This is a genomic window from Rhodococcus sp. NPDC059968 (assembly GCF_042738615.1).
GTDB lineage: Bacteria > Actinomycetota > Actinomycetes > Mycobacteriales > Mycobacteriaceae > Rhodococcus_F.
In genome coordinates, this window is record NZ_JBHWUE010000107.1 from 1 (window position 1) to 20,648 (window position 20,648).

Below are 20,648 nucleotides of genomic sequence, written 5' to 3' on the forward strand. Positions count from 1 at the left end.
CACACCCACTGCCGCCACGCACACCAACTCCGCTTTATCACCATTGTAGCTATGTTACCTATTATCGCCACCCCCCATAACGTTCGTACCCGCCCCATCCTCCTATCCCCACGGGTGCGGCCCGCAACCCGGCCCCCACCTTCCGAATCGATGTGCCCGTCAGGACATCGTCAGGCCACCGCTGACCGACAGGGTCTGGCCGGTGACGAATTCGGCCGCGTCGGACGCGAAGAACGCCACCGCGGCACCGATATCCTCCGCCTTCCCGAGGCGCTTCATCGGCACGGCGCGGGTCATGCCTCCGATCACCTTGTCGGCCTCCTGGCCCGAGCTGTCGGCGAACTTGCGGAGCGCGGGAGTGTCGGTCGGGCCGGGGCACACCGTGTTCGCGGTGACACCCTTGGTCGCGACCTCACGGGCGAGGGTCTTGGTGAAGGCGATGATGCCGCCCTTGGCCCCCGAATAGACGGCCTCGAGCGACGAGCCGACGCGGCCCGCGTCCGAACCGATGTTGATGACACGGCCCCAGCCGCGCTCGACCATGCCCGGGACGGTCGCCTGGATCACGCGCAGCTGGCCCTTGAAGTTGATGTCCAGGATCCGGTCCCAGAACGCCTCGTCGGTCTTCAGGAACGGCATGAAGTCGTCCCAGCCTGCGTTGTTCACGACGATCTCGACGGGGCCGAACTGCTCGGCGACCTGCTTCACCGCGGCCTGCACCGACGCGGTGTCGGTGACGTCGACGGGGACGGCGATCGCCTGGCCGCCGGCGTCGCGGATGCCGGCCGCGGTTTCCTCGGCGACCTCCAGGTTGAGATCGGCGACCGCGACGCGGAAGCCGGCAGCACCCAGTGCGTCGGAGATGCCCTTGCCGATGCCCTGCGCACCGCCTGTCACGAATGCAACTCGATTACTCATGTTCTTCTCCGTTTGTCTGTGTCGTGGTTCGAGGTTCGGTGGACTTCAGCGCAGGCTCGATGCCCACTCGATGGGGCCCGCGACGATCGAATGACTGGTGAGCTTGCGGCCGAGCACGCTCTGCGCTTCCCGGGCCGCGTCGATGACGCGCGGAAGGTCGAGGCCCGTCTCGACGCCCATTTCATGGAACATGCTCACCAGGTCCTCGGTGGCGATGTTGCCGGTCGAGCCTGCCGGAACGGGGCAGCCGCCCAGCTCACCGAAGCTCGATTCGAAGCTCGCGCAACCTGCTTCGAGTGCCGCGTATGCATTGGCGAGGCCCTGGCCGCGGGTGTTGTGGAAGTGCGCGGTGACCTCCACGCCGGGTAGCCGGTCGAGGGCCGCCGCGAAGAACTGCGACGCGTACGCCGGGTTGCACATGCCCGTCGTGTCGCCGAAGCCGATCTCGGTGGCGCCGGCCTCCGCGAACCGTTCCGCGAGATCGAGCACGCGGGTCAGGTCGACCTTGCCCTCGAACGGGCAGCCGAAGGACGTCGCGATCACGGCGGCACAGTCGAGGCCTTCGGCGACGATCCGCTTGGCCATGACGTCATTGTCCGCCATCGTCTCGTCGACGGTCCGATTGACGTTCTTCTTGTTGTGGGTCTCCGACGCGCTGACGAAGATCGCGACCTGGTGGAACTTGTCGCGCACCTTCAGTGCGTTGTCGAGCCCCTTGCTGTTGGGGACGAGCACCATCAGCTTCGTCTCGTCGGGGACCTCGATGCGCTCGAGAACCTCGACGCCGTCGGCCAGCTGCGGGATCACATCCGGCCGCACGAAGCTGGCCACCTCGATCCGTGTGAATCCCGCCCGCCCGAGGGCGTTGATCAACCGCACCTTGTCGTCGGTCGGGATGCGTTCCGGTTCGTTCTGGAAACCGTCACGCGGTCCGACCTCCCGGATCTGGACCTTGTGGGGACGCGTCATGGCGTCGGCTCCTTTCCCCTCACTCCGTTGCGGATGCAAGGTCGTACTCCTCGAGATCGAATTCCAGTGTGGTGCGGTGCTCGGGGGCCGCAATGGCGATCATGCGCCGCGCGCGCTCCCCGAGGGAACACCCCCGCAAGGCCGCGACGCCGTGTTCGGTGACCACGAAGTCGACGTCCGCACGGGCGGTGGTGACCGCCCCGTACTGGAGGGCCGTCTTGATCGTCGACTCCCCGCGCGAATCCGCGCGCATCGCGATGATGGATCGGCCGCCGGTCATCGCCGCCGCACGGGAGAAGTCCACCTGACCCCCGACGGCGCCGGCGTAGGTCGTGTTGCGCAGCTCCGCGCCGACCTGGCCGGTCACGTCGACCTCGATCGCCGAGTTGATCGACACGAACGACCGAAGCTGTGAGAGAACCTGCGGCGCATGGGTGTAACTCGCCGGTCGGAACGCCACCGGAAGTCCCGGCAGCCGGTCGTACAGCGTCGCCGTGCCGAGCGCGGCACCCGCGACGTGCAGTCCGGGGTCGATTTCCTTCCGCGCCCCGGTCAGCACACCTCGGTCGATCAGCCTGAGCGCCGCGTCGGAGATCATGCCGGAATGCAGCCCGAGGTCCTTGTGTCCCTCGAGAGCGGTGAGGACGGCGGACGGCAGTGTCCCGACGCCGATCTGGATGGTGTCTCCGTCCGCGACGAGATCGGCGACGTTCCGCGCTATCGCCAGTTCCAATTCCGCGGGCTCGCGGTCCGGCGCCTCGAGTAACGGCCGGTCGGTCTCGACCACCGCGGCGAACCGCGACAGCGGAATTTTCGGTGCGCCGAGAGTGACGGGCATGCGCCGGTTGATCTCGGCGATGAGGACCGGTGTGTGGTCGAGGGCGTCGGCGATGTAGTCGACACCGACCCCGAGCGAGCAGTTTCCGGCCGAGTCCGGCGGTGACACCTGGACGAACCCGACGTCGCACGGCAGGCGCCGTTCGGCGAACAGCCGCGGCAGTGCCCCGTAGTGGCAGGGCACGACCTCGAGACGGGCGAGGCGCCGCAGTTCGCCGAGGCCACCGTAGGAGACGACGGACAATTCGTCGGGCAATTCGCTCGTCAGCCGCCGATTCCAGGTGAGCCCGACGAAGGCTCGGACGGGGCCGATCGACGGCACCTGGTCGAGCAGGGCGTGGACGAGCGGGGTGGGTTCCGCGCTCGTCTGGCTCCACCAGATCCCGTCGCCGGGCCGGATGTGTTGCGTCAGGTCGATCATCAGTCGGTCCGCTGGATCAGGGTCGCCGTTCCCAGACCGCCGCCGCAGCACATGGTCACCAGGCCGATTTCGGCGTCCCGCCGCTCCAGTTCCGCGACGATCGTGGCGATGAGCCGCGCACCGGTCGCGCCGACCGGATGCCCGAGCGCGATCGCGCCGCCGTTGACGTTGACGCGGTCCATGTCCGGCTTCAGTTCCCGCTCCCACGCGAGGACGACCGAGCTGAACGCCTCGTTGACCTCGAACAGGTCGATGTCGTTCATGGTCATCCCGTTGCGCTCGAGCAACTTCCGGGTCGCCGGGATCGGACCGGTCAGCATGATGATCGGGTCCACCCCGACGGTGGTCTGATCGAGGATCCGGGCGCGGGCCCGCAGTCCGTGGGCGTCGACCGCCTCCCGGGACGCGAGCAGGACACCGGCGGCCCCGTCGGAGATCGGCGACGAACTGCCCGCCGTGATGCGCCCGTTCTCTCGGAACGCCGTCTTCAGGCCCGCGAGGCTGTCGAGACTCGTTCCGGGACGAAGGGTCTGGTCGGTGGTCCGGGTCTCGCCGGCGAGGTCGAGGAGGATCATCTCGGCGTCGAAGCGACCCGCCTCGATGGCCTCGGTCGCGAGGCGATGGGAGCGGACGGCGAACTCGTCCATCTCCTGCCGGGAGATCTCCCAGCGGTCCGCGATGAGTTCGGCGCTCTCGCCCTGGTGCACGAAGTCGTAGCGGTCGCGCAGCGCTTCCGGCCACGGGTCGCCGTACAGTTCGGAAATCTTCGCGGGCGAGGTGATCGGCACGTGTCCCATGTGCTCGACACCGCCGGCGAGGACGACGTCGTGGGTGCCGGAACCGACCAGCGCCGCGCCCATCTCGACCGCGGTCTGGGCGGACCCGCAGCGGCGGTCCAGCACCACGGCCGGGACCTCCGGCGGGTAGCCCACCTGCAGCCAGGCGTTGCGGCCGATGTTGCGGGACTGCTCGCCGAACGGTGCGGTGCAGCCGATCACGAGGTCCTCGACGACGGCCGGGTCGAGGCCGCTGCGTCGGATCAGGTCGGTGTAGACCGCGCCGAGCATGTCGTTGGGGTGGGTGTCGCGGAACCAGCCGCGCTCGGGGTGCGATTTGCCCATGGGAGTGCGGGCCGCTTCCGCGATGACGACCTCGCGCGCGGAGCGCTGGAAGGGGTTGCGCTTCTCGGCCATCAGATCACCGTTCCGCCGTCGACGGGCAGTACCTGGCCCGTGATGTAGGACGCGCCGTCGGACGCGAAGAATACAAAGCTGGAAGAGATCTCCTCCGGTTCCGCCCAGCGGCCCAGCGGGATTCGCGCGAGCGTCTTCGCGGAGAGCTTCTCGTTGCTGCGGATGTTCTCGGTCATCTTGGTGGCGGCGAGCGGCGCGATCGCGTTGACCGTCACCTGCTTCTTGGCGAGTTCCCGCGCCAGCGACTTCGTGAGTCCGATGATGCCCGCCTTCGCGGCACCGTAGTTCGCCTGCCCGATGGTGCCCACCAGGCCGGCGGCGGAGGTCACGTTGATGATGCGGCCGCTGCCGTCGGAAGGCAGGTACGGGAGGACGGCCTTGCTGCAGACGAAGCTGCCGACGAGATGGATGTCGACGATGCGGCGGAAGTCCTCTTCTTCGAGGTTCGGGAACATCGCCGGTGCGATGGCACCCGCGTTGTTGACCAGGATGTTGAGGGTGCCGCCGTTCAGCGCGGCGGCCTGTTCCGCCGCGGCGGCCGCCTGATTGCCGTTACGGACGTCGAGGGCCGCGGACTTCGCGGAACCGCCGGCCGCGGTGATCTCCGCGGCCACGGCCGCCGCGGCATCGCCGTCGACGTCGGTGACGAGCACCGCCGCACCTGCTCGCGCGTAGGCATGCGCCACCGAGGCGCCGATTCCACTGCCCGCGCCGGTGACGAGTGCGGACTTTCCGGTGAGTTCGAACATCAGTAGCTCCTGGGGAGGCCGAGGACGTGCTCGCCGAGGTAGTTGAGAACCATCTCCTGGCTGAGCGGGGCGATCTTGGTCAGGCGGGCTTCGCGGAAGTACCGGGCCACGTGATACTCCTCCGAATAGCCCATGCCGCCGTGAGTCTGGAGGGCGCGGTCGGCGGCCTGGAAACCGGCGTCGGCGCACAGGTACTTGGCCATGTTGGCCTCGCGGGCACACGGCTTTCCGTTGTCGTAGAGCCACGTCGCCTTGCGCAGGACGAGTTCTGCGGCGTCCAGGCGGGCGAGCGAATCGGCGAGCGGAAACTGCAGACCCTGATTCATGCCGATGGGGCGACCGAACACCTCACGCTCGTTGGCGTACTGGACGCCCCGGCGGAGTGCGGCCCGGCCGATACCGAGCGCCTCGGATGCCACGAGCATGCGCTCCGGGTTGAGGCCGTCGAGAATGTACTTGAAGCCCTTACCCTCCTCGCCCACGCGGTCCTCGACCGGAATCTCGAGGTTGTCGATGAACAGTTCGTTCGACGTGACCGCATTCCGCCCCATCTTCTTGATCGGGCGAATGTCGACCTTCGAGCGGTCGAGGTCGGTGAGGAACAGCGTCAGACCATCTGTCTTCTTCTTCGCGTCCTCGAACTTCGTGGTGCGGGTGAGGAGAAGGATCTTCTCCGACTCCATTGCCTTGGAGATCCAGACCTTGCGGCCGTTGACGATGTATTTGTCGCCCTCACGTCGCGCGAACGTGGTGATCCTGGTGGTGTCCAACCCGGCGCCGGGCTCGGTGACACCGAAGCAGACGTGCAGGTCGCCGTCGACGATCCGCGGAAGGGTGCGCTGCTTGAGTTCCTCGGAGCCGTGCACGATCACCGGGTGCATCCCGAAGATCGACAAGTGCATCGAACTCGCGCCGTTCATGCCGGCGCCGGAAGCGGCGACTTCCTCCAGCAGGATCGAGGCCTCGGTGATTCCCATGCCGTGCCCGCCGTACGCCTCGGGCGTGGTGATGCCGAGCCAGCCGCCCTTGGCGAACGCGTCGTAGAACTCGGTGGGGAACTCGTGCTCGCTGTCCTTCTCCACCCAGTACTGCTCGTCGAACTTGCCGGCCAGCTCTCGCACCGCATCTCGGATCGTCGCCTGATCCTCGGTCAGATCAAAGTCCACAGCACGTCCCGTCGTCGTTGGTTCCGTTTGGACTTAAGTTACTAAAGGACAGACCAAAAAGCAACGGTGGATCACCCGGCGACGGGCAACAGGGGCAGATCCCGCGCGAGGCGCTCGTTCCACACGTCCGGGCCGCCGAACAACTTCTCGTCGAGCTTGGCGCGTTTGTAGTAGAGGTGCAGGTCGTGTTCCCACGTGTAGCCGATCGCGCCGTGCATCACGAGAGCACTGTCGGCCGCCTGCACCGCATTTCGCGGCACCTGCGCCTTGGCGACGGCGGCGTGTATCGCACGATCACCGAGACCGAGATCGACCGACGCCGCGGCGAAGTAGGCAATGGAGCGGCCCGCCTCGACGGACACGAGAATGCCTGCCGCAGCGTGCTTCACGGCCTGGAACGACCCGATCGGCACACCGAATTGCTGGCGTTGCTTGCTGTAGTCCACGGCGAGATGCAGCATGCGATCCATCGCCCCGAGTGAATCCGCGGTTACCAACACGGCCGCGCGCAGTCCGGCGTCCTCGAGTGCCGTGGCCGCCTCGATGTCGAGACGCTGTCCGGTGACGCCGTCGAACCGGACATCCGCGGCCGCGCGGGACGGGTCGAGGAACCGCCGCGGTTCGACCGTGACACCGGGATCGTCGACGCGCGCGAGGTAGAGGGCGGCCGTTCCGTCGGCGCCCGTCGCCGGGACGACCAGCAGTTTCGCGCGTTCGGCGCCGAGCACCGTTGCGACGCGACCGGTCAGCGCGCCGCTCTCGTCGGCGCGCACCGAGTCGGCGACGCCGAACGGACGGGCCGCGTCGACGGCAACGGCCGCGAACCCACCCCCTGACAGCACGTCGGTGGCGACGTCGGCGGGCAGCAAGGGCGCCGCGAGGACGGACGCGGTCCAGGCACTCGACGGCGCGGCGTACCGGGCCAGCGCCTCGGCGGTCAACGCCAATTCGAGTAGACCACCGCCCTGACCACCGATGTCCTCGGCGAGGCCGGCGGAGAACCAGCCCTCCTCGACGAATTTCTGCTCGAACTCGGCAGGACCACCCGATTCACCCCACTTGCGGACATTCGCCGGAGCAGCGAACCGCCCGAGCCAGCCGTCGAGGGCTTCGGTGAACATTTCCTGCTCTTCTGACAGTTCCCAGCGCATACAACTGGCCCTCTCGATGAGACGAAGAATAGGCTGCAAGACGAACGCAGCGAGAACCCAATGGTATATTAGGTCTGACCGTTAGACCAGAGAGGGCGGGGAGCCATGCCATCAGCCGTGCCGAACACCACCCGGAACGGACGTTCCTCTATCCAGTTGACACCGATGGCGGTACCGAAGGCGTCGGACGTCCTCGCGAACGAGCTGCGCGAGCGCATTCTCAGCGGGGACTACGTCGAAGGCACACCGCTGCCGCCGGAGCGCGAACTCGTCGTTCAGACGAAGATGAGCCGCACCACCGTCCGCGAGGCCCTCCGCATCCTCGAGGTGCAGGGACTCGTGCGCATCAAGGCGGGCCGGGCCGGGGGCGCCTTCGTTCAGCGGCCGGGCGAACAGTCCATGGCGGACACGGTGGCCCTGCTCATCCGCGGTCGTCAGATCCGTCTCGCCGCACTGCTCGAGACCCGCGAGGCGATCGAGCCCTTCTGCGCCCAACTCGCCGCCCGCCATCGCACCGACGAGGATCTCGCGCGACTCGACGCCGCCAACGACGACATCGCGGGCGCAGGCGACAGCCTCGACGCGTTCCTTCAGGCGAACATCGACTGGCACGTCGCCGTCGCGAGCGCCAGTCACAACGAACTGTTGTCGGGTCTCATGATCTCGCTCTCGCGGGCGATCTATTCCGCAACCGAGAACGAAGGTTTCATCGACGACAAGGTCCGTGAAATCACCGTCCGGGCGCACCGCTCGGTCACCAAGGCCATTCGCGACAAAGACGCCGATGCCGCCGTGCGGCGCATGAGCAGGCACGTCCACTCGTACGCCGAGTCGATCAAGGACTTCGAGGAGCGCACCGCCATTCCTCTCGACGAATGAATGTCGCTGCAGCATAACTTCATCCACTAGCTACGAGGGCCCCACACCGTGCCGGTGTGGGGCCCTCGTCGCACTCACGTCGCCGAGTTGGCGATGACCACGGCGCGGATCTCGTCCACGGCCTCCGGATTCTCGGCACCCGACAGGTCACCCGGGTCGGCACCCAGGGCGGCGGCCCGCACCGCGCGCCGCAGGATCTTCGCCGACCGGGTCTTCGGCAGCCGCGTCACCCGGTGTACCACGCTGGGCGCGAACGGTTTACCGAGTTCCGCGGCCACACTGGCGATCAACTCGGCCGAGATGTCCGCCGTGTCGCCGACCGCGTCTGCGCGGGGAACCCAGAACGCCCAGACCGCCTCGCCCTTCTTCGGGTCCGGGACACCGACCGCGGCCGCCTCGGACACCGCCGGATGTGCGGTGAGCACCGCCTCGACCTCCGCCGGTGCGAGACGCTTCCCGGCCACGTTCATCACGTCGTCCGAGCGGCCCCGGATGTACCACTGGCCATCGTCGTCGACGAGCGCGTAGTCGCCGTGCCGCCACATGCCGGGGAACGTCGACCAGTAGGCCTCCAGATAGCGTTCCTCGTCCTTCCACACCCCGCGCGTCATCGAAGGCCACGGTTGCCGGCACACGAGTTCGCCCTGTTCGCCGCGCAACGAGCGTCCCGCGTCGTCGACGACGTCGACGTCCATGCCCAGCGAGGGCCCGCCCAGCGAGCAGCTGTGGATCGGCTCCACCGGGTACGGCGCGAGGAACGACCCACCGACCTCGGTGCCGCCGGAGAAGTTGATGACCGGCACGCGCCCACCGAACACGTCCCGCGCCAGCCAGTCGTACGAATCCGGGTCCCACGGCTCACCCGTGGACCCGATCGTGTGCACCGAGGACAGGTCGTACCGCGCCGCGACATCCGTCTCCCGCCCGCGCAGGGTGCGGATCAGCGTCGGGGAGACGCCGAGCATCGTCACTCGATGCCGTTCCGCGAGCTGCCACAGCCGGTTGGTGTCCGGTACATCCGGGGAGCCTTCGTACAGCACGAGAGTTCCGCCGTTGGCGTGGGTGCCGACGATCGACAACGGGCCCATGATCCAGCCCATATCGGTGATCCAGCAGAACGCGCCGCCCGGCTTCAGGTCGAACGAGTACGCGACCTCGCTGGCCGTCTTGACGAGAAATCCTGCATGCGTGTGGACGGCGCCCTTCGGCTTGCCGGTCGTGCCGGACGTATAGGCCAGCGCGAACGGCTCGCCGGCATCCATCGCCTCGACCGGACCCGGGTCGCCGCCGTTCCCGAGGAGCTTCGCCCAGGAGATGTCGCGGCCGGTGGAATCCACAGGGATGCCGACGTTCTCGATCACGACGACCGACTGCACCGTCGGGCAGGCTGCCAGGGCTTCGTCGAGTGCCGGCTTCATCGCGACGGTCTTGCGACGCCGCACCGTTCCGTCCGCGACGATCACCACCTTCGCGTCCGCGTCCTGGATGCGGGACGCGATCGCACTCGGCGCGAATCCGGAGAAGAGCGGAACGAGGACCGCACCGAGCCGGGCGACCGCGTACACCGATACGACCGCCTCGGGGATCATCGGCAGGAACAGGGCGACGGCGTCGCCCTTGCCGACGCCGAGCTCACGCAGTCCTGCCGCTGCACGCTCGACGTCTGCCGCGAGTTCGCGATACGACAGGCTGCGGACGGTGCCGTCCTCGGATTCGTGTGTGACGGCCACCCGATCGGCGGAAACCGGGTCGGCGAGCCAACGCTCCAGACACGCGTCGACGACGTTCGCCCTGCCCCCCACGAACCAGTCCGGGTGCTCGATTCCCCGGGAGGTGTCGAGAACCTCGTGGTACGGCGCCTGGAACGGCAGGCCCAGGTCGCGGACCACCGCGTCCCAGTACCACCGCACGTCGGCGACGGAGCGGGCGCGGAGCTCGCCGAGGCCCGCAAGTCCGTGGGCGCGGGCGAGCCGGGTGACATTCGCGTTCTCGACGTAGTCGTCGGTGGGGTGCCAGGTGTAGTCGGACACGGTCAACTCCTCGGCATGTCGAGCATGCGCTCGGCGACGATGTTGCGCTGGATGAAGGTGGAACCGCCGGCGATGGCGGTGCCGCGGGCCTGGTAGGCGAGCCGTTGCCACCGCGCGGTCCGCTGCTGCTCCTCGTCGAGGGCGAATTGCCCGCCGACCGGTTCGAGGGACAACCGGAAGTCGGCCAGTTCCTCCACGAGGGGGCAGAAGAACAGCTTGCCGATCGAGGTGACCGGCCCCGGGGGCCCGTCGTTGGCCGCGAGTGTGATGACGCGCTGACCGATGAGGTAGTGGACGAGGGCCCGGCCGTACAGATCGGCGACCTTCTGCCGGATCACCGGATCCTCGCCCAACGGTCGGCCCGCGACGTCGGTCATCCCCGCGATGTCGGTGACGATGTCGTCGACGGCACGTTTCGTGTTGACGCGGCCCGTCGCGATCGCCACCCGCTCGTACGCGAGCGTGCCCATCGCGACCTTCCAGCCGCCGTCGACCTCCCCGACGACGAGGTCGTCGGGAATGAACACGTCGTCGAGGAACACCTCGTTGAACTCTGTCTCGCCGAGCATGTGCGCGAGCGGCCGCACCGTGATGCCCTGACTGTCCATGGGCACCAGGAAGAACGTGATGCCCTTGTGCCGCGCGCCGCCGCCGGTGCGGGCCAGCAGGATGGCGTGGGCCGCGATGTGCGCTCGACTGGTCCAGATCTTCTGCCCGTTGACCTTCCAGCCCCCATCCACCTTCGTGGCCTTGGTGCGGAGCGAGGCGAGGTCCGATCCGGCGTCCGGCTCGGAGAACAGCTGGCACCAGATTTCCTCACCGGTCAGGATGGGCCGGAGGAACCGTTCCTTCTGGGCGGGTGTCCCGAAGTCGATGATGGTCGGGCCGGCGAAATCCTCGCCGATGGTATTGAGACGCTCCGGCGCTCCCACCCGGTCCATTTCTTCGGTGAAGATGGCCTTGCGGATCGGGTCGGCGGCTTGACCGCCGTACTCCTGCGGCCACGACATCCCGCCGTAGCCGGCGTCGAAGAGCAGTTGCTGCCATTGCCGCCAGAACGGCACCTTGTCGACCAGATCGACCGGTTCCGGCCACGGCAGCGTCGGGACCGCCTTTTCGGCCCACTCCCGGACTTCTGCACGGAATGTGGCCTCGTCTGGGGAATCAGCGAGCTCCATTGCACCCTCCTCACGAATTTAGGCTCAATGATACTATAGGTCAGTCCAAAAAGGAGGCCTGGATGCCGGACACACTCCCCGTCGTCGTCGACCGCGTCGACTACGACGTCGAACGCGGCAAGATCCGCGAGTTCACGCGCGCAACCTTCACCACCGATCCCGTCCACACAGATCCGACCGCTGCGCGCGACGCCGGATTCGGCGACGTGCCGGCCACTCTCACACACACGGTCGTCGCCGGACACCAGCGCGACCAGCGCGCGTTCGTCGACGCGCTGGGCCTGGCGCTCGAACGCGTGGTCGTCGGTTCGGTCACGTGGACGTACCTGCGACCGCTCACTGCGGGCGACCACGTCGTCGGCACCCGCCGCGTCGTCGATGACGTGCAGCGAGAAGGCAAGCGCGGCGGGACGATGCGCGTCGTCACCCTGGAGACCGAGTACGTCGACGCCGACGGTGTGCCCGTGGTGCGACTCGAGGAAGTCCTGATCGAACGAGGAGAGCAGCGATGAGAACACCGGCGAAGGTCCGCGTCGGCGACGTGCCCGACACCCGGGTAGTCGGCCCGGTGAGCCAGACCGACATCGTTCGATTTGCCGGTGCGGGGGGCGATTTCAATCCCCTGCACCACGATCCCCAGTTCGTCGCCACCTCGGGGTTCCCGGGTGTCATCGCGATGGGCCAGATGCAGGCCGGGATTCTGGCGGGCTGGGTCTCCGACACGTTCGGAGTCGAACATGTGCGCTCCTTCGGCGTGCGGTTCGTCGCCCCGGTCTTCCTCGGTGACACCCTGACCGTGGGTGGGACGGTTGTGGCGATCGCCGAGACGGACGGGGAGTCGCGGGCGAACCTCGACCTCGTCGTGTCCGGGACCAAGGGTCCGGTCGTCACCGGATCCGTGACCGTCGTCGTTTCCACGACCTGACCACCTGCTCATACCGCCGGAAAGGGGCGAAGCCGATCGGCTTCGCCCCCTTTCCCGTTCGATCAGACGACGGCCCGCGCCTCGCGGTCGGCCTCGATCTTCGCGGCGATCTGCGCGCGCAACACGTGCTTCTGAATCTTGCCCGTCGCCGTCGTCGGCAACGCCTCGACGATCTCCAGCCGCTCCGGAACCTTCTGGATGGCGACGCCCTGCTCGACCAGATAGATCTTGATCTTCTCGAGAGTGATGTCGCCGTACCCGGGTGCGGGAACGAGGTAGAGACACACCGCCTCGCCGAGCCGCTCGTCGGGCATCGCGACCGCCGCGACACCGCGCACGGCGGGATGCGCCGCCAGGAGATCCTCGACCTGACGGACGCTGATGTTCATGCCACCGCGGATGACAATGTCCTTGGTGCGACCGGTGACGCGCACGTAGCCGTCCTCGTCCATCCGGCCGAGATCACCGGAGCGGGAGTATCCGTCCGGTGTGAACAGCTTGGCCGTCTCCTCGTCGTTGTGGAGATACGCGAGCATGTGCATGGCGCCCTTGTAGGCGATGTCGCCCTCCTCGCCGCGCGGAACCTCGTCGCCGATTTCGTCGACGATCTTCACCGACTGCATCGGCAGCGGACGACCGTCCGAGGTGATCGACCGCTGGGGGTCGTCGCGCACCGTGCAACTGGTGGTGGTGACGTTCTCCGAGCGGCCGTACAGGCTGAGCACCTGCAGACCCGGGAACTGTTCGGCGGCATGGGTGACGAAGCTACCGGGGATCGGGGAACCGGCAGCGACCCACAGCCTCATACTGCCGATGTCGTGCACGGCGGGATCGTAGGCTTCCATGAGCATCTGCAGGAACGTCGTGGCACTGACCGCGACGGTGCACCCGCGTTCCTTGATCTGCTCCATTCCACGGACCGGCTCCCACACCTCGATGAGATGCGACGCCGCGCCGTGAATGAGCGGGAGAATGATGCTGGTGACCAGGCCGGTGGTGTGGGTGATCGGCGAGGGGCCGAACTGGATGTCATCGGGTGTGTAGGCGAATCCCTTGGCCAGCAAACGGGATCCACAGGCCAATGTGTTGAACGTGTGGATGCACCCCTTGGGCCGGGATGTCGTGCCGCTGCTGTAGACGATGACAAACGGCTCGTCGGGGCCGACGCCGGGGCCGAGTTCGGCGATGGCGTCCTCCGGGCTCACGTCCGCCGACAGCGACTCGAACGAAACCGACCGGTCCGGCAACGCGCCGGCCCCGCGGACGACGACGACATCCTCGAGCGAGTCGACCACACCCAGGATCTCGGTGTACATGCCGGCGTAGTCGAACTTCTTGAAAAATTGCGGCGTAATCGCCAGCCGGACACCGGCATTGTTCAGGATGTATTCGACGTCGTCCCGGCGGTAGATCGGCATGATCGGCACGAGGACGGCGCCCAGTCGCGACAACGCGACGGAGATGACCGCGAACTCGATCCAGTTCGGAACCTGCACCGACACGCGGTCGCCGGCAGTGATCCCATGACGCCGGAGACCGACCGCCAGGCACAGAGCCTTGTCCCGCAATTGCCGGAAGGTGATGCCGCCGCTGGTGTCGTCGGTCAGAAAGACGCGGTCGCCCCGCTCGGCGACCTGAGCCTCGAGCAGGTCGAAGAACGTGTCACGGTGCCACTGCCCGGTGGCATAGAACTCTCGGATCTGTTCGTCCGAATAGCGATCGGTGACCGATGCGAACGCCATGGGAGGCCTTCCTCTGAGCGCAGATGTGGAGAGGGAATAGAAACCCTGTGTTGGCCCTCACAATATAATGGTTGGACCGAAAGCGCAACGAGTTCCGATGCCGACCGTCATTGCATGCTCCATACGGGAGAACGCTTTTCACGAAAGGCAGTGACACCCTCGACGATGTCGTCGGTGGTGAACGCGAGAGCGAGCTGGGATTGCAGCGCCGAGAGGGCGTCGGGCAGCGACATGTCGCGGGTGTTGTTGATCGCCTCCTTGCCGAGACGCATGAGAAGCGGCGATTTACTCGCGAGCCGGCGCGCCCACTCCCGGACCTCCGCCTCGAAGTCTTCATCCGGAATCACACGATTCACGAGCCCCAGTTCGAGTGCGTCCGCGGCGGTGATGAGCTCGCCACACATCATCAGCTCGTTCGCCTTGAGCCGACCGACGTTCCGATAGATCAAGGCGGAGATCATGAACGGGAACACACCGACGTTGATCTCCGGGCACCCGAACCGCGCCGACTCCTTGGCAAGCACGAAGTCGCAGGCCAACGCGAGCCCGAACGCCCCCGCAAGCACGTCGCTACCGGCCGCGCAGATCACCGGCTTGCCGAGGCCGCCGATGAGTTGGTAAAGCTTCGGGAAGCGGTCCAGTCCGGCATATTTCACAATTGTGGGGGTGTCGCTCGCGAACGCCTTGAGGTCACCGCCCGCCGAGAAGATCTTCTCGTGCGACGAGGCCAGGACGACAACTCTCACGTCTTCGTCTCCGCGGGCGCGTTCGAGTGCCGCAAGAAGTTCGTCGAGCAGGTCGTCGGACAGCGCGTTGCGGGTTTCGGGGCGATCGAGGGTGACGACGGCGACGTGCTCGTCGACGTCGTATCGCACAGGGTGCGCCATAGTGCCGATCCTTCCAGTTTGGTCGTACCATTCGACCCTAGTACGGACCGGACGTCGGGAACAAGCACTCCTTCGAAGCACTTTCCCCGGAATGCGTGACGCAATTGGACTGACCATATACATTGATACCGAGGCTGCAGACGATAGCGAACGCCCAGGTGACACCTTCTCTATACTGTGCGTTGTGTCACAGGGATGCGCGACGGTGTCGTCGCCGTCCGTGCGGCAGCCGCGGCGCAAGGAGTGGTGAGTGGTCATTTCGACGAGTTCGTTCGAGCTTGCCGAGCAGGCAGTTGCAGAGCTGCTGGAGCTACTCGGGAGCAAGCCGAACCTCATCCGCTTGACGGACGGCGAGCCGGATCTGACCGTGATCCGCGCGTTCGCGGCCCGGAAACTGCGGGAAGGCCTCGACTCACCCGAGCACGCCGTGCGCCTCGCGGAACTCGTGACACGACTCGACACCGCGAGCCGCGACGACATCGCTCGCCGACTACGCGTGCACACCGAGCAGTTCGAGGCGTTGCAGCAGGTAGTCCGCGCGATCGATGCCGGAGCCGACCAGATCGCCCGCATCGTCACGCAGGAATTGTGCACGAGCCTCGGATACGGCAAGGCGATGTTCTCCGTGGTTCGCGGTTCCACCTGGTCTCCCATCGCGCTAGCTGTCAATCCCGAGTTGACCGGCGACTTCCACGAACTCGTCACGGCGATCGACGGCCGGGAGATCTCGCTGCGCGAGGCGCCCCGCGAGGCCGAACTGGTCCGGCGCCGCCGACCGTATGCGGTGGACGGCGTGGACACCTACCGGCACACGTACCGCCCTCTCATCGATCTGTCGCGTCCTGCGGGATACCTCGCGGTCCCCGTCGTCGTCGACTCGCGTGCGGTGGCGATGATTCACGTGGACCGCCAGAGCGACAGCCTGACCGACACCGACGTCCACATCGTCGGAGCGCTGGCGGGTGTCTGTGCCTCGGTAAGGGAGCGCGCCGACCTGCGGCAACAGATCTCTGCGCGCAACGAGCACGTCGACGCCGAGATCCAACGGCTCACCCGGGCACTGCGACACCTCGAGGAGGCACCCGTCACGATGCCGGAACTGGCCACCTCCGAACTTCCCCGGGCGGGCACGTCGAACGACACTGCACAGGCAGCGATCGTTCCCCGAGCACACACGCTGACCGCTCGTGAGCGGGAAGTACTCACGCTGATGGCGACAGGAGCGACCAACGCGACCATCTCCCGTCGGCTGTGCATTTCCGACGGCACCGTCAAATCCCACGTCCAGCGGATCTTCAAGAAGCTCGGCGTGTCGACGCGAGCCGAGGTGGCGGCGCTGTGCGCCCATGCCAAGACGGTGAACGGTGGCTGACGATCCCCACGCCGAACCGCACCCGGGCGAGGACACCACCGACACCGAGCTCGATCGGGCCATCTCGGACACCCTCACCGAAATGCGCACGGCCACTTCGGAGCACGCCGTCGAACTCGGGAGGCGTCTGGTCGATCTCCTCGACCGCAGGAACGCACTCGCTGCGACGCGCACCGCCGACATCGGTGCCATCGCGAAGGGTATCGATCGCGCCGTCTCCGCACTCGACGACGCCGCCTCGAGTACGGAACTCATGCGGCGAGCGTGCGAGCGCGTCGCCGAACTCTGCTCCGCGGACAAGGTTGTCCTCTCACACCTCGACGGCGACCGGATCATTCCCGTCGCCTCGTTCAGCGCCGACCCCGACACCGCGCCCGCGCTGCCCTCCGAGTTCGGCCTCCCGGCAGGTTCGCCCGAAGCGCACGCCCTCGAGACGAACACGGTCACGGCCGGTTCCCACGTTCCCGCCGAACTGCGAGAGGCGCTGGGCGCGAACGGCTTCACCATCGTGCCCGTCGTCGTCGACGGGACCGCTGCTGCGCTCGTCCACGTCGGGACACCGTTGGACGGGTCACGACGCCACGCCCTGGGAGTATTCGCCGAGGTGCTCGGCGGATGCTTCGAGCGGGTCGGGCTCGAATCCCGTCGCGACCGCCAGGACGTCCTCCTCCGGGAAAGCGCCCAGCGGTGGAGCAGTGACACCGAGTTCGACGCAGTGACCGCGCGAGGGTCTGCCGACCTCACGCCGGCCGGTGCCGAGCACGACGACGCCGAGCGGCGCCTGCTCGACCCGCTGACCGAACGCGAGGCGGACGTGGTCCGGCTGATTCTCACCGGGGCGTCGAACTCCACGATCGCCGCCGAACTGGTCATCACGGTCGACACGGTCAAGTCGCATGTGAAACGCATCCTCCGAAAACTCGGCGCCACCAACCGTGCCGAACTGATCGCGAAGTATCAGTCCTCCACCAGGTGACTCGGCCGGAAGGCGTCAGGCGTCCGAGGACGGCACGGTCACCGTGACGGTGTCCACGTCCGGCGTCAGCACGAGCTGGCACGCGAGGCGGGAGCACGGCTGGACGCCCTCGAGGAACTCGAGGAGGTCCTGTTCCTCCAACGTCGGCGCTTCGAAGGCCGGTGCGGAGTCCCCGTCCAGGTACACGTGGCAGGTGGCGCACGAGCAGCTACCGCCGCATTCGGCGACGATGCCGGGAAGGTTGTTGCGTACCGACCCGTCCATCACGCTCTGGCCGGCGGGGACGTCGACGGACGACGTCGAGCCGTCGGGGAGCTGGTATACGACGGTGGGCATGGCGATCTCCTTCGGATTGATCGGTGAACATCTGCGCGGACCGTCTCGCCTAGCGGGTTGCCGTCTCGGGGATCTGGCCGCGATCTGTACCGCAATTGTGTCGCGGGTCACTCATCGGGCACATCACCACTTCGGCGGATTACCCCCCTCCGGTGGGGTGAAGTTGCGCTGCAGAAGGCCTCCGACGACCGCGTGACCCAGCACACATACCCCGTTAGGTGGACAACTTTCGATCAATGGTGTGATGCCCCTCACTCTCGTGGCTGACAGGCTGAAGGCACTCCAGTCGGCGAGGGCGCCGCGACAGACGGCGCCGGAACTCACTGCACCACGAAGGGGAATTGATGAGCACTACAGAGCAGGTCACGGAACTGATTCCGGACGCCATCGCCCGTCAGATCGTTCTGCCGGAGGGTCACCGGGACAACGACGCGTTGTTCGAGGCCTACCGCTGGCTACGGGAGAACAACCCCCTGGGCCGCGCCGTGGTGGACGGATACGACCCCATCTGGTTGGTGAGCAAGCACGCAGACATCATGGAGATCGAACGCCAGCCCGACATCTTCACGAGCGCGGGCGGTGAGGACAAGGGCTCCGTCAACCCGATCCTGGCGAACCAGGCCGGCGACCAGTTCACCAAGAGCATCAACAACGGCAGCCTTCGCATCCTCGAGACCCTCACCTACCTCGACCCGCCGGAGCACACCGCGATCAAGGACATCGCGCTGGACTGGTTCCGGCCGACCAACCTCGCGAAGTGGGAAACGGTCATCCGCGACCTGGCAAAGGCCGCCGTCGGAAGGCTCCGCGAGACGGATGGGCGGATCGACTTCGTCAAGGACTTCGCACTCCACTACCCCCTGCACGTCATCATGAGCTTGTTCGGGGTGCCCGAGGAAGACGAGCCCCGCATGATGGCGCTGACGCAGGAGTTCTTCGGCACCGCCGACCCCGACGCCGCCCGTGAGGATGTCGAACCGCTCACCCCGGACGCAGCCGCGAAGCAGTGGGTAGCCACGATCCAGGACTTCTACGCGTATTTCGAGAGGCTGCTCCAGGACCGGCGCGCCAACCCCGGCGACGACCTCGCGACGATCATCTCGGTGGCGCGCGACGAGAGCGGCGAGTACTACCCCAACGAGGTGGCCTACGGATATTTCATCGCGATCGCGACCGCGGGTCACGACACCACGTCCAGCACCCTCGCCGGCGGCATGCTCGAACTCGGCCGTAATCCCGAGATGCTGGCGCGGGCGAAGGCGGACCTGGCGCTAGCGCCGCAGATCGTCAACGAGTCGCTGCGCTGGGCGTCACCGGTCAAGCACTTCATGCGTCAGGCAACGCAGGACTACACGCTCCGCGGTCGTGACATCAAGAAGGGTGACCGCTTCATGCTGCTCTACCAGTCGGGCAACCGGGATGCCGACGTAATTCCCGAACCCGACCGCTTCGACTACACCCGCAGGCCCAACAAGCACATCGCCTTCGGCTACGGCCCGCACATGTGCATCGGCCAGCACCTCGCGAAGCTGGAACTCCGCATCATGTTCGAGGAGTTGCTCCCCCACATCGAATCGCTCGAGCTGGTGGACGACACCAAGATGATCCAGACCAACTTCGTCGGCGGGCTCAAGAACATGCCCGTCCAGATCGAGTTCACCGGTTAGCACGATGACCACAGCACATTCGTCACCCACCGTGGTGATCGTCGGCGCCGGGCATGCCGGCGGCACACTCGCCGGCATGCTGCGGCAGCAGAAGTTCGACGGCCGAATCGTCCTCTGCGGCGAAGAGTCGCATCCGCCGTATCACCGCCCTCCACTGTCGAAGAAGTACGCCGACGACGAGTTCGTCCAGTGGCTCAAACCGGAAACGTTCTACGCCGACAACGCGATCGAGACGCTGCTGGGAGATCCGGTCGTCCGGATCGATCGCGACGCCCGAACCGCGACGACGGCGTCCGGCACAGTCCTCGAGTACACGACGCTCGTCCTCGCGACGGGCGCAGCGCCGCGAACGCTGACGCTGCCGGGAAGCGATCTCGAGGGTGTGCTCAGCCTGCGCACCCTCGCCGACGCCACCCTGCTCCGCGACGCCGTGCACACCGGATCGGCGCTCGCCATCATCGGCGGTGGGTACGTGGGGCTCGAGGTCGCAGCGTCGGCCCGCGCTCGCGGATGCGAGGTCACGGTCATCGAACGGGAGGATCGGGTGCTGGCGCGGGTCGCCAGTCCGGAACTGTCGACGGTCCTCACCGAGTTCCACCGGAACCGCGGAACCCACATCCGCACGGGCGCGGAGGTTCGGGAGATCACCGGGACGGCGGGTCGAGTCGACGGTGTCGTGCTCGGCGACGGAACCGAAATCCCCTGCGACCTCGTGCTGGTGGGTGTCGGCGCAATCCCGAACGACGCTCTGGCACGCGAATCGGGCATCGACTGTCTCGCGGGCATCATCGTCGACGGTTCGGCACACACCTGCGATCCGAACGTCCTCGCGATCGGTGACGTGACCTACCGCCTGCACGACACGCTCGGCAAGATGGTGCGGCTCGAAAGTATCCCCAGCGCAGTCGAACAGGCGAAGCAGGCGGCGGCGGTCATCATGAATGCGCCCCTGCCGCCGCACGAAGTGCCGTGGTTCTGGTCCGACCAGTTCGACCTGAAGATGAAGATGGCAGGGATGGTCGGTCCGGACACCCGGGCGGTCCTGCGAGGTAGCCCGTCCGACTCCTCCTTCGCCCTGTTCCACCTCGACAGCGACGGCATACCCGTCGCCGTCGAGACCGTCAACGCCGCAGCAGAATTCATGGCGGGCAAGAAATTCATCGGCAACCGCACCAAGATCGACGCCATTGCTCTCGCCGATCCCGTCGTCTCGTTGCGGGAAGCCGTTCTCTGAGCATTTCGATTCCGGCCG

At 66.8% G+C, this 20,648-nt stretch carries 19 protein-coding genes; 7 read left to right on the forward strand and 12 right to left on the reverse strand.

What is annotated here, in order from left to right; translation table 11 throughout:
* Window positions 1-159: 159 nt before the first annotated feature.
* From ACFWAY_RS44720 to ACFWAY_RS44750, 7 genes are all read right to left on the reverse strand, one after another.
* Window positions 160-918 carry an SDR family NAD(P)-dependent oxidoreductase gene (locus ACFWAY_RS44720; protein ID WP_005250876.1) on the reverse strand — a complete coding sequence of 253 codons (759 nt, stop codon included), beginning with the start codon at window positions 916-918 and terminating at the stop codon, window positions 160-162.
* A 45-nt stretch (window positions 919-963) separates the two neighbouring features.
* Window positions 964-1,887, reverse strand: a complete 924-nt coding sequence (locus ACFWAY_RS44725; protein WP_378515071.1) for a hydroxymethylglutaryl-CoA lyase — start codon at window positions 1,885-1,887, stop codon at window positions 964-966.
* 19 nt (window positions 1,888-1,906) lie between these two features.
* Window positions 1,907-3,145: an acetyl-CoA hydrolase/transferase family protein gene (locus tag ACFWAY_RS44730; RefSeq protein ID WP_378455562.1), complete on the reverse strand. Its 1,239-nt coding sequence runs from the start codon at window positions 3,143-3,145 to the stop codon at window positions 1,907-1,909.
* Window positions 3,145-4,338 (reverse strand): thiolase family protein, encoded by a 1,194-nt coding sequence (locus tag ACFWAY_RS44735; protein ID WP_378515072.1) that lies wholly within the window; start codon window positions 4,336-4,338, stop codon window positions 3,145-3,147. Before ACFWAY_RS44735 ends, ACFWAY_RS44730 begins: the two co-directional genes overlap by 1 nt.
* Window positions 4,338-5,087, reverse strand: a complete 750-nt coding sequence (locus tag ACFWAY_RS44740) for an SDR family NAD(P)-dependent oxidoreductase (protein WP_378515073.1) — start codon at window positions 5,085-5,087, stop codon at window positions 4,338-4,340. Before ACFWAY_RS44740 ends, ACFWAY_RS44735 begins: the two co-directional genes overlap by 1 nt.
* Window positions 5,087-6,253, reverse strand: a complete 1,167-nt coding sequence (locus tag ACFWAY_RS44745; protein ID WP_005250871.1) for an acyl-CoA dehydrogenase family protein — start codon at window positions 6,251-6,253, stop codon at window positions 5,087-5,089. The genes ACFWAY_RS44740 and ACFWAY_RS44745 overlap by 1 nt, the downstream gene beginning before the upstream one ends.
* 71 nt (window positions 6,254-6,324) lie before the next feature.
* Window positions 6,325-7,404 carry an acyl-CoA dehydrogenase family protein gene (locus tag ACFWAY_RS44750; RefSeq protein ID WP_378515076.1) on the reverse strand — a complete coding sequence of 360 codons (1,080 nt, stop codon included), beginning with the start codon at window positions 7,402-7,404 and terminating at the stop codon, window positions 6,325-6,327.
* Between the two features lie 165 nt (window positions 7,405-7,569).
* Between ACFWAY_RS44750 and ACFWAY_RS44755 the strand changes: the two genes are divergently transcribed.
* Window positions 7,570-8,283 carry a FadR/GntR family transcriptional regulator gene (locus ACFWAY_RS44755; RefSeq protein WP_378455577.1) on the forward strand — a complete coding sequence of 238 codons (714 nt, stop codon included), beginning with the start codon at window positions 7,570-7,572 and terminating at the stop codon, window positions 8,281-8,283.
* Between the two features lie 74 nt (window positions 8,284-8,357).
* Here the strand turns inward: ACFWAY_RS44755 and ACFWAY_RS44760 are convergent, their stop codons facing one another.
* Both ACFWAY_RS44760 and ACFWAY_RS44765 read right to left on the reverse strand, forming a co-directional pair.
* Entirely contained in the window at window positions 8,358-10,313 is a 1,956-nt protein-coding gene (locus ACFWAY_RS44760; protein WP_378455566.1) for an AMP-binding protein, read from the reverse strand.
* 2 nt (window positions 10,314-10,315) lie between these two features.
* Window positions 10,316-11,491, reverse strand: coding sequence for an acyl-CoA dehydrogenase family protein (locus tag ACFWAY_RS44765; RefSeq protein WP_378515077.1), 1,176 nt, complete (start codon window positions 11,489-11,491; stop codon window positions 10,316-10,318).
* Between the two features lie 62 nt (window positions 11,492-11,553).
* Here ACFWAY_RS44765 and ACFWAY_RS44770 point away from each other — a divergent pair, with 62 nt between their 5' ends.
* Window positions 11,554-12,003, forward strand: a complete 450-nt coding sequence (locus ACFWAY_RS44770) for a MaoC family dehydratase N-terminal domain-containing protein (RefSeq protein WP_378455568.1) — start codon at window positions 11,554-11,556, stop codon at window positions 12,001-12,003.
* Window positions 12,000-12,416, forward strand: a complete 417-nt coding sequence (locus ACFWAY_RS44775; protein WP_378515078.1) for a MaoC family dehydratase — start codon at window positions 12,000-12,002, stop codon at window positions 12,414-12,416. The genes ACFWAY_RS44770 and ACFWAY_RS44775 overlap by 4 nt, the downstream gene beginning before the upstream one ends.
* A 62-nt stretch (window positions 12,417-12,478) precedes the next feature.
* Here ACFWAY_RS44775 and ACFWAY_RS44780 read toward each other — a convergent pair whose 3' ends face one another.
* Window positions 12,479-14,158, reverse strand: a complete 1,680-nt coding sequence (locus ACFWAY_RS44780) for an AMP-binding protein (protein WP_378515079.1) — start codon at window positions 14,156-14,158, stop codon at window positions 12,479-12,481.
* Between the two features lie 107 nt (window positions 14,159-14,265).
* Window positions 14,266-15,045, reverse strand: a complete 780-nt coding sequence (locus ACFWAY_RS44785) for an enoyl-CoA hydratase/isomerase family protein (protein ID WP_378515081.1) — start codon at window positions 15,043-15,045, stop codon at window positions 14,266-14,268.
* Window positions 15,046-15,295: 250 nt separating this feature from the next.
* Between ACFWAY_RS44785 and ACFWAY_RS44790 the strand changes: the two genes are divergently transcribed.
* Both ACFWAY_RS44790 and ACFWAY_RS44795 read left to right on the forward strand, forming a co-directional pair.
* Complete coding sequence (locus ACFWAY_RS44790; RefSeq protein ID WP_378515082.1) at window positions 15,296-16,417, forward strand: LuxR C-terminal-related transcriptional regulator; 1,122 nt, start codon at window positions 15,296-15,298, stop codon at window positions 16,415-16,417.
* An 82-nt stretch (window positions 16,418-16,499) separates the two neighbouring features.
* A complete protein-coding gene (locus ACFWAY_RS44795) occupies window positions 16,500-17,393 on the forward strand; it encodes a LuxR C-terminal-related transcriptional regulator (protein WP_378515091.1) in 894 nt (297 codons plus the stop codon).
* Window positions 17,394-17,408: 15 nt separating this feature from the next.
* On the opposite strand, the gene ACFWAY_RS44800 is transcribed toward ACFWAY_RS44795, so the two are convergent.
* Window positions 17,409-17,729 carry a 2Fe-2S iron-sulfur cluster-binding protein gene (locus ACFWAY_RS44800; RefSeq protein ID WP_378515083.1) on the reverse strand — a complete coding sequence of 107 codons (321 nt, stop codon included), beginning with the start codon at window positions 17,727-17,729 and terminating at the stop codon, window positions 17,409-17,411.
* 344 nt (window positions 17,730-18,073) lie between these two features.
* On the opposite strand from ACFWAY_RS44800, the gene ACFWAY_RS44805 reads away from it, so the two are divergent.
* Both ACFWAY_RS44805 and ACFWAY_RS44810 read left to right on the forward strand, forming a co-directional pair.
* Complete coding sequence (locus ACFWAY_RS44805) at window positions 18,074-19,396, forward strand: cytochrome P450 (RefSeq protein WP_378455574.1); 1,323 nt, start codon at window positions 18,074-18,076, stop codon at window positions 19,394-19,396.
* Between the two features lie 4 nt (window positions 19,397-19,400).
* The gene (locus ACFWAY_RS44810; protein ID WP_378455575.1) at window positions 19,401-20,630 is read left to right on the forward strand and encodes an NAD(P)/FAD-dependent oxidoreductase; all 1,230 of its coding nucleotides are present in this window, start codon (window positions 19,401-19,403) and stop codon (window positions 20,628-20,630) included.
* Window positions 20,631-20,648: the final 18 nt, after the last annotated feature.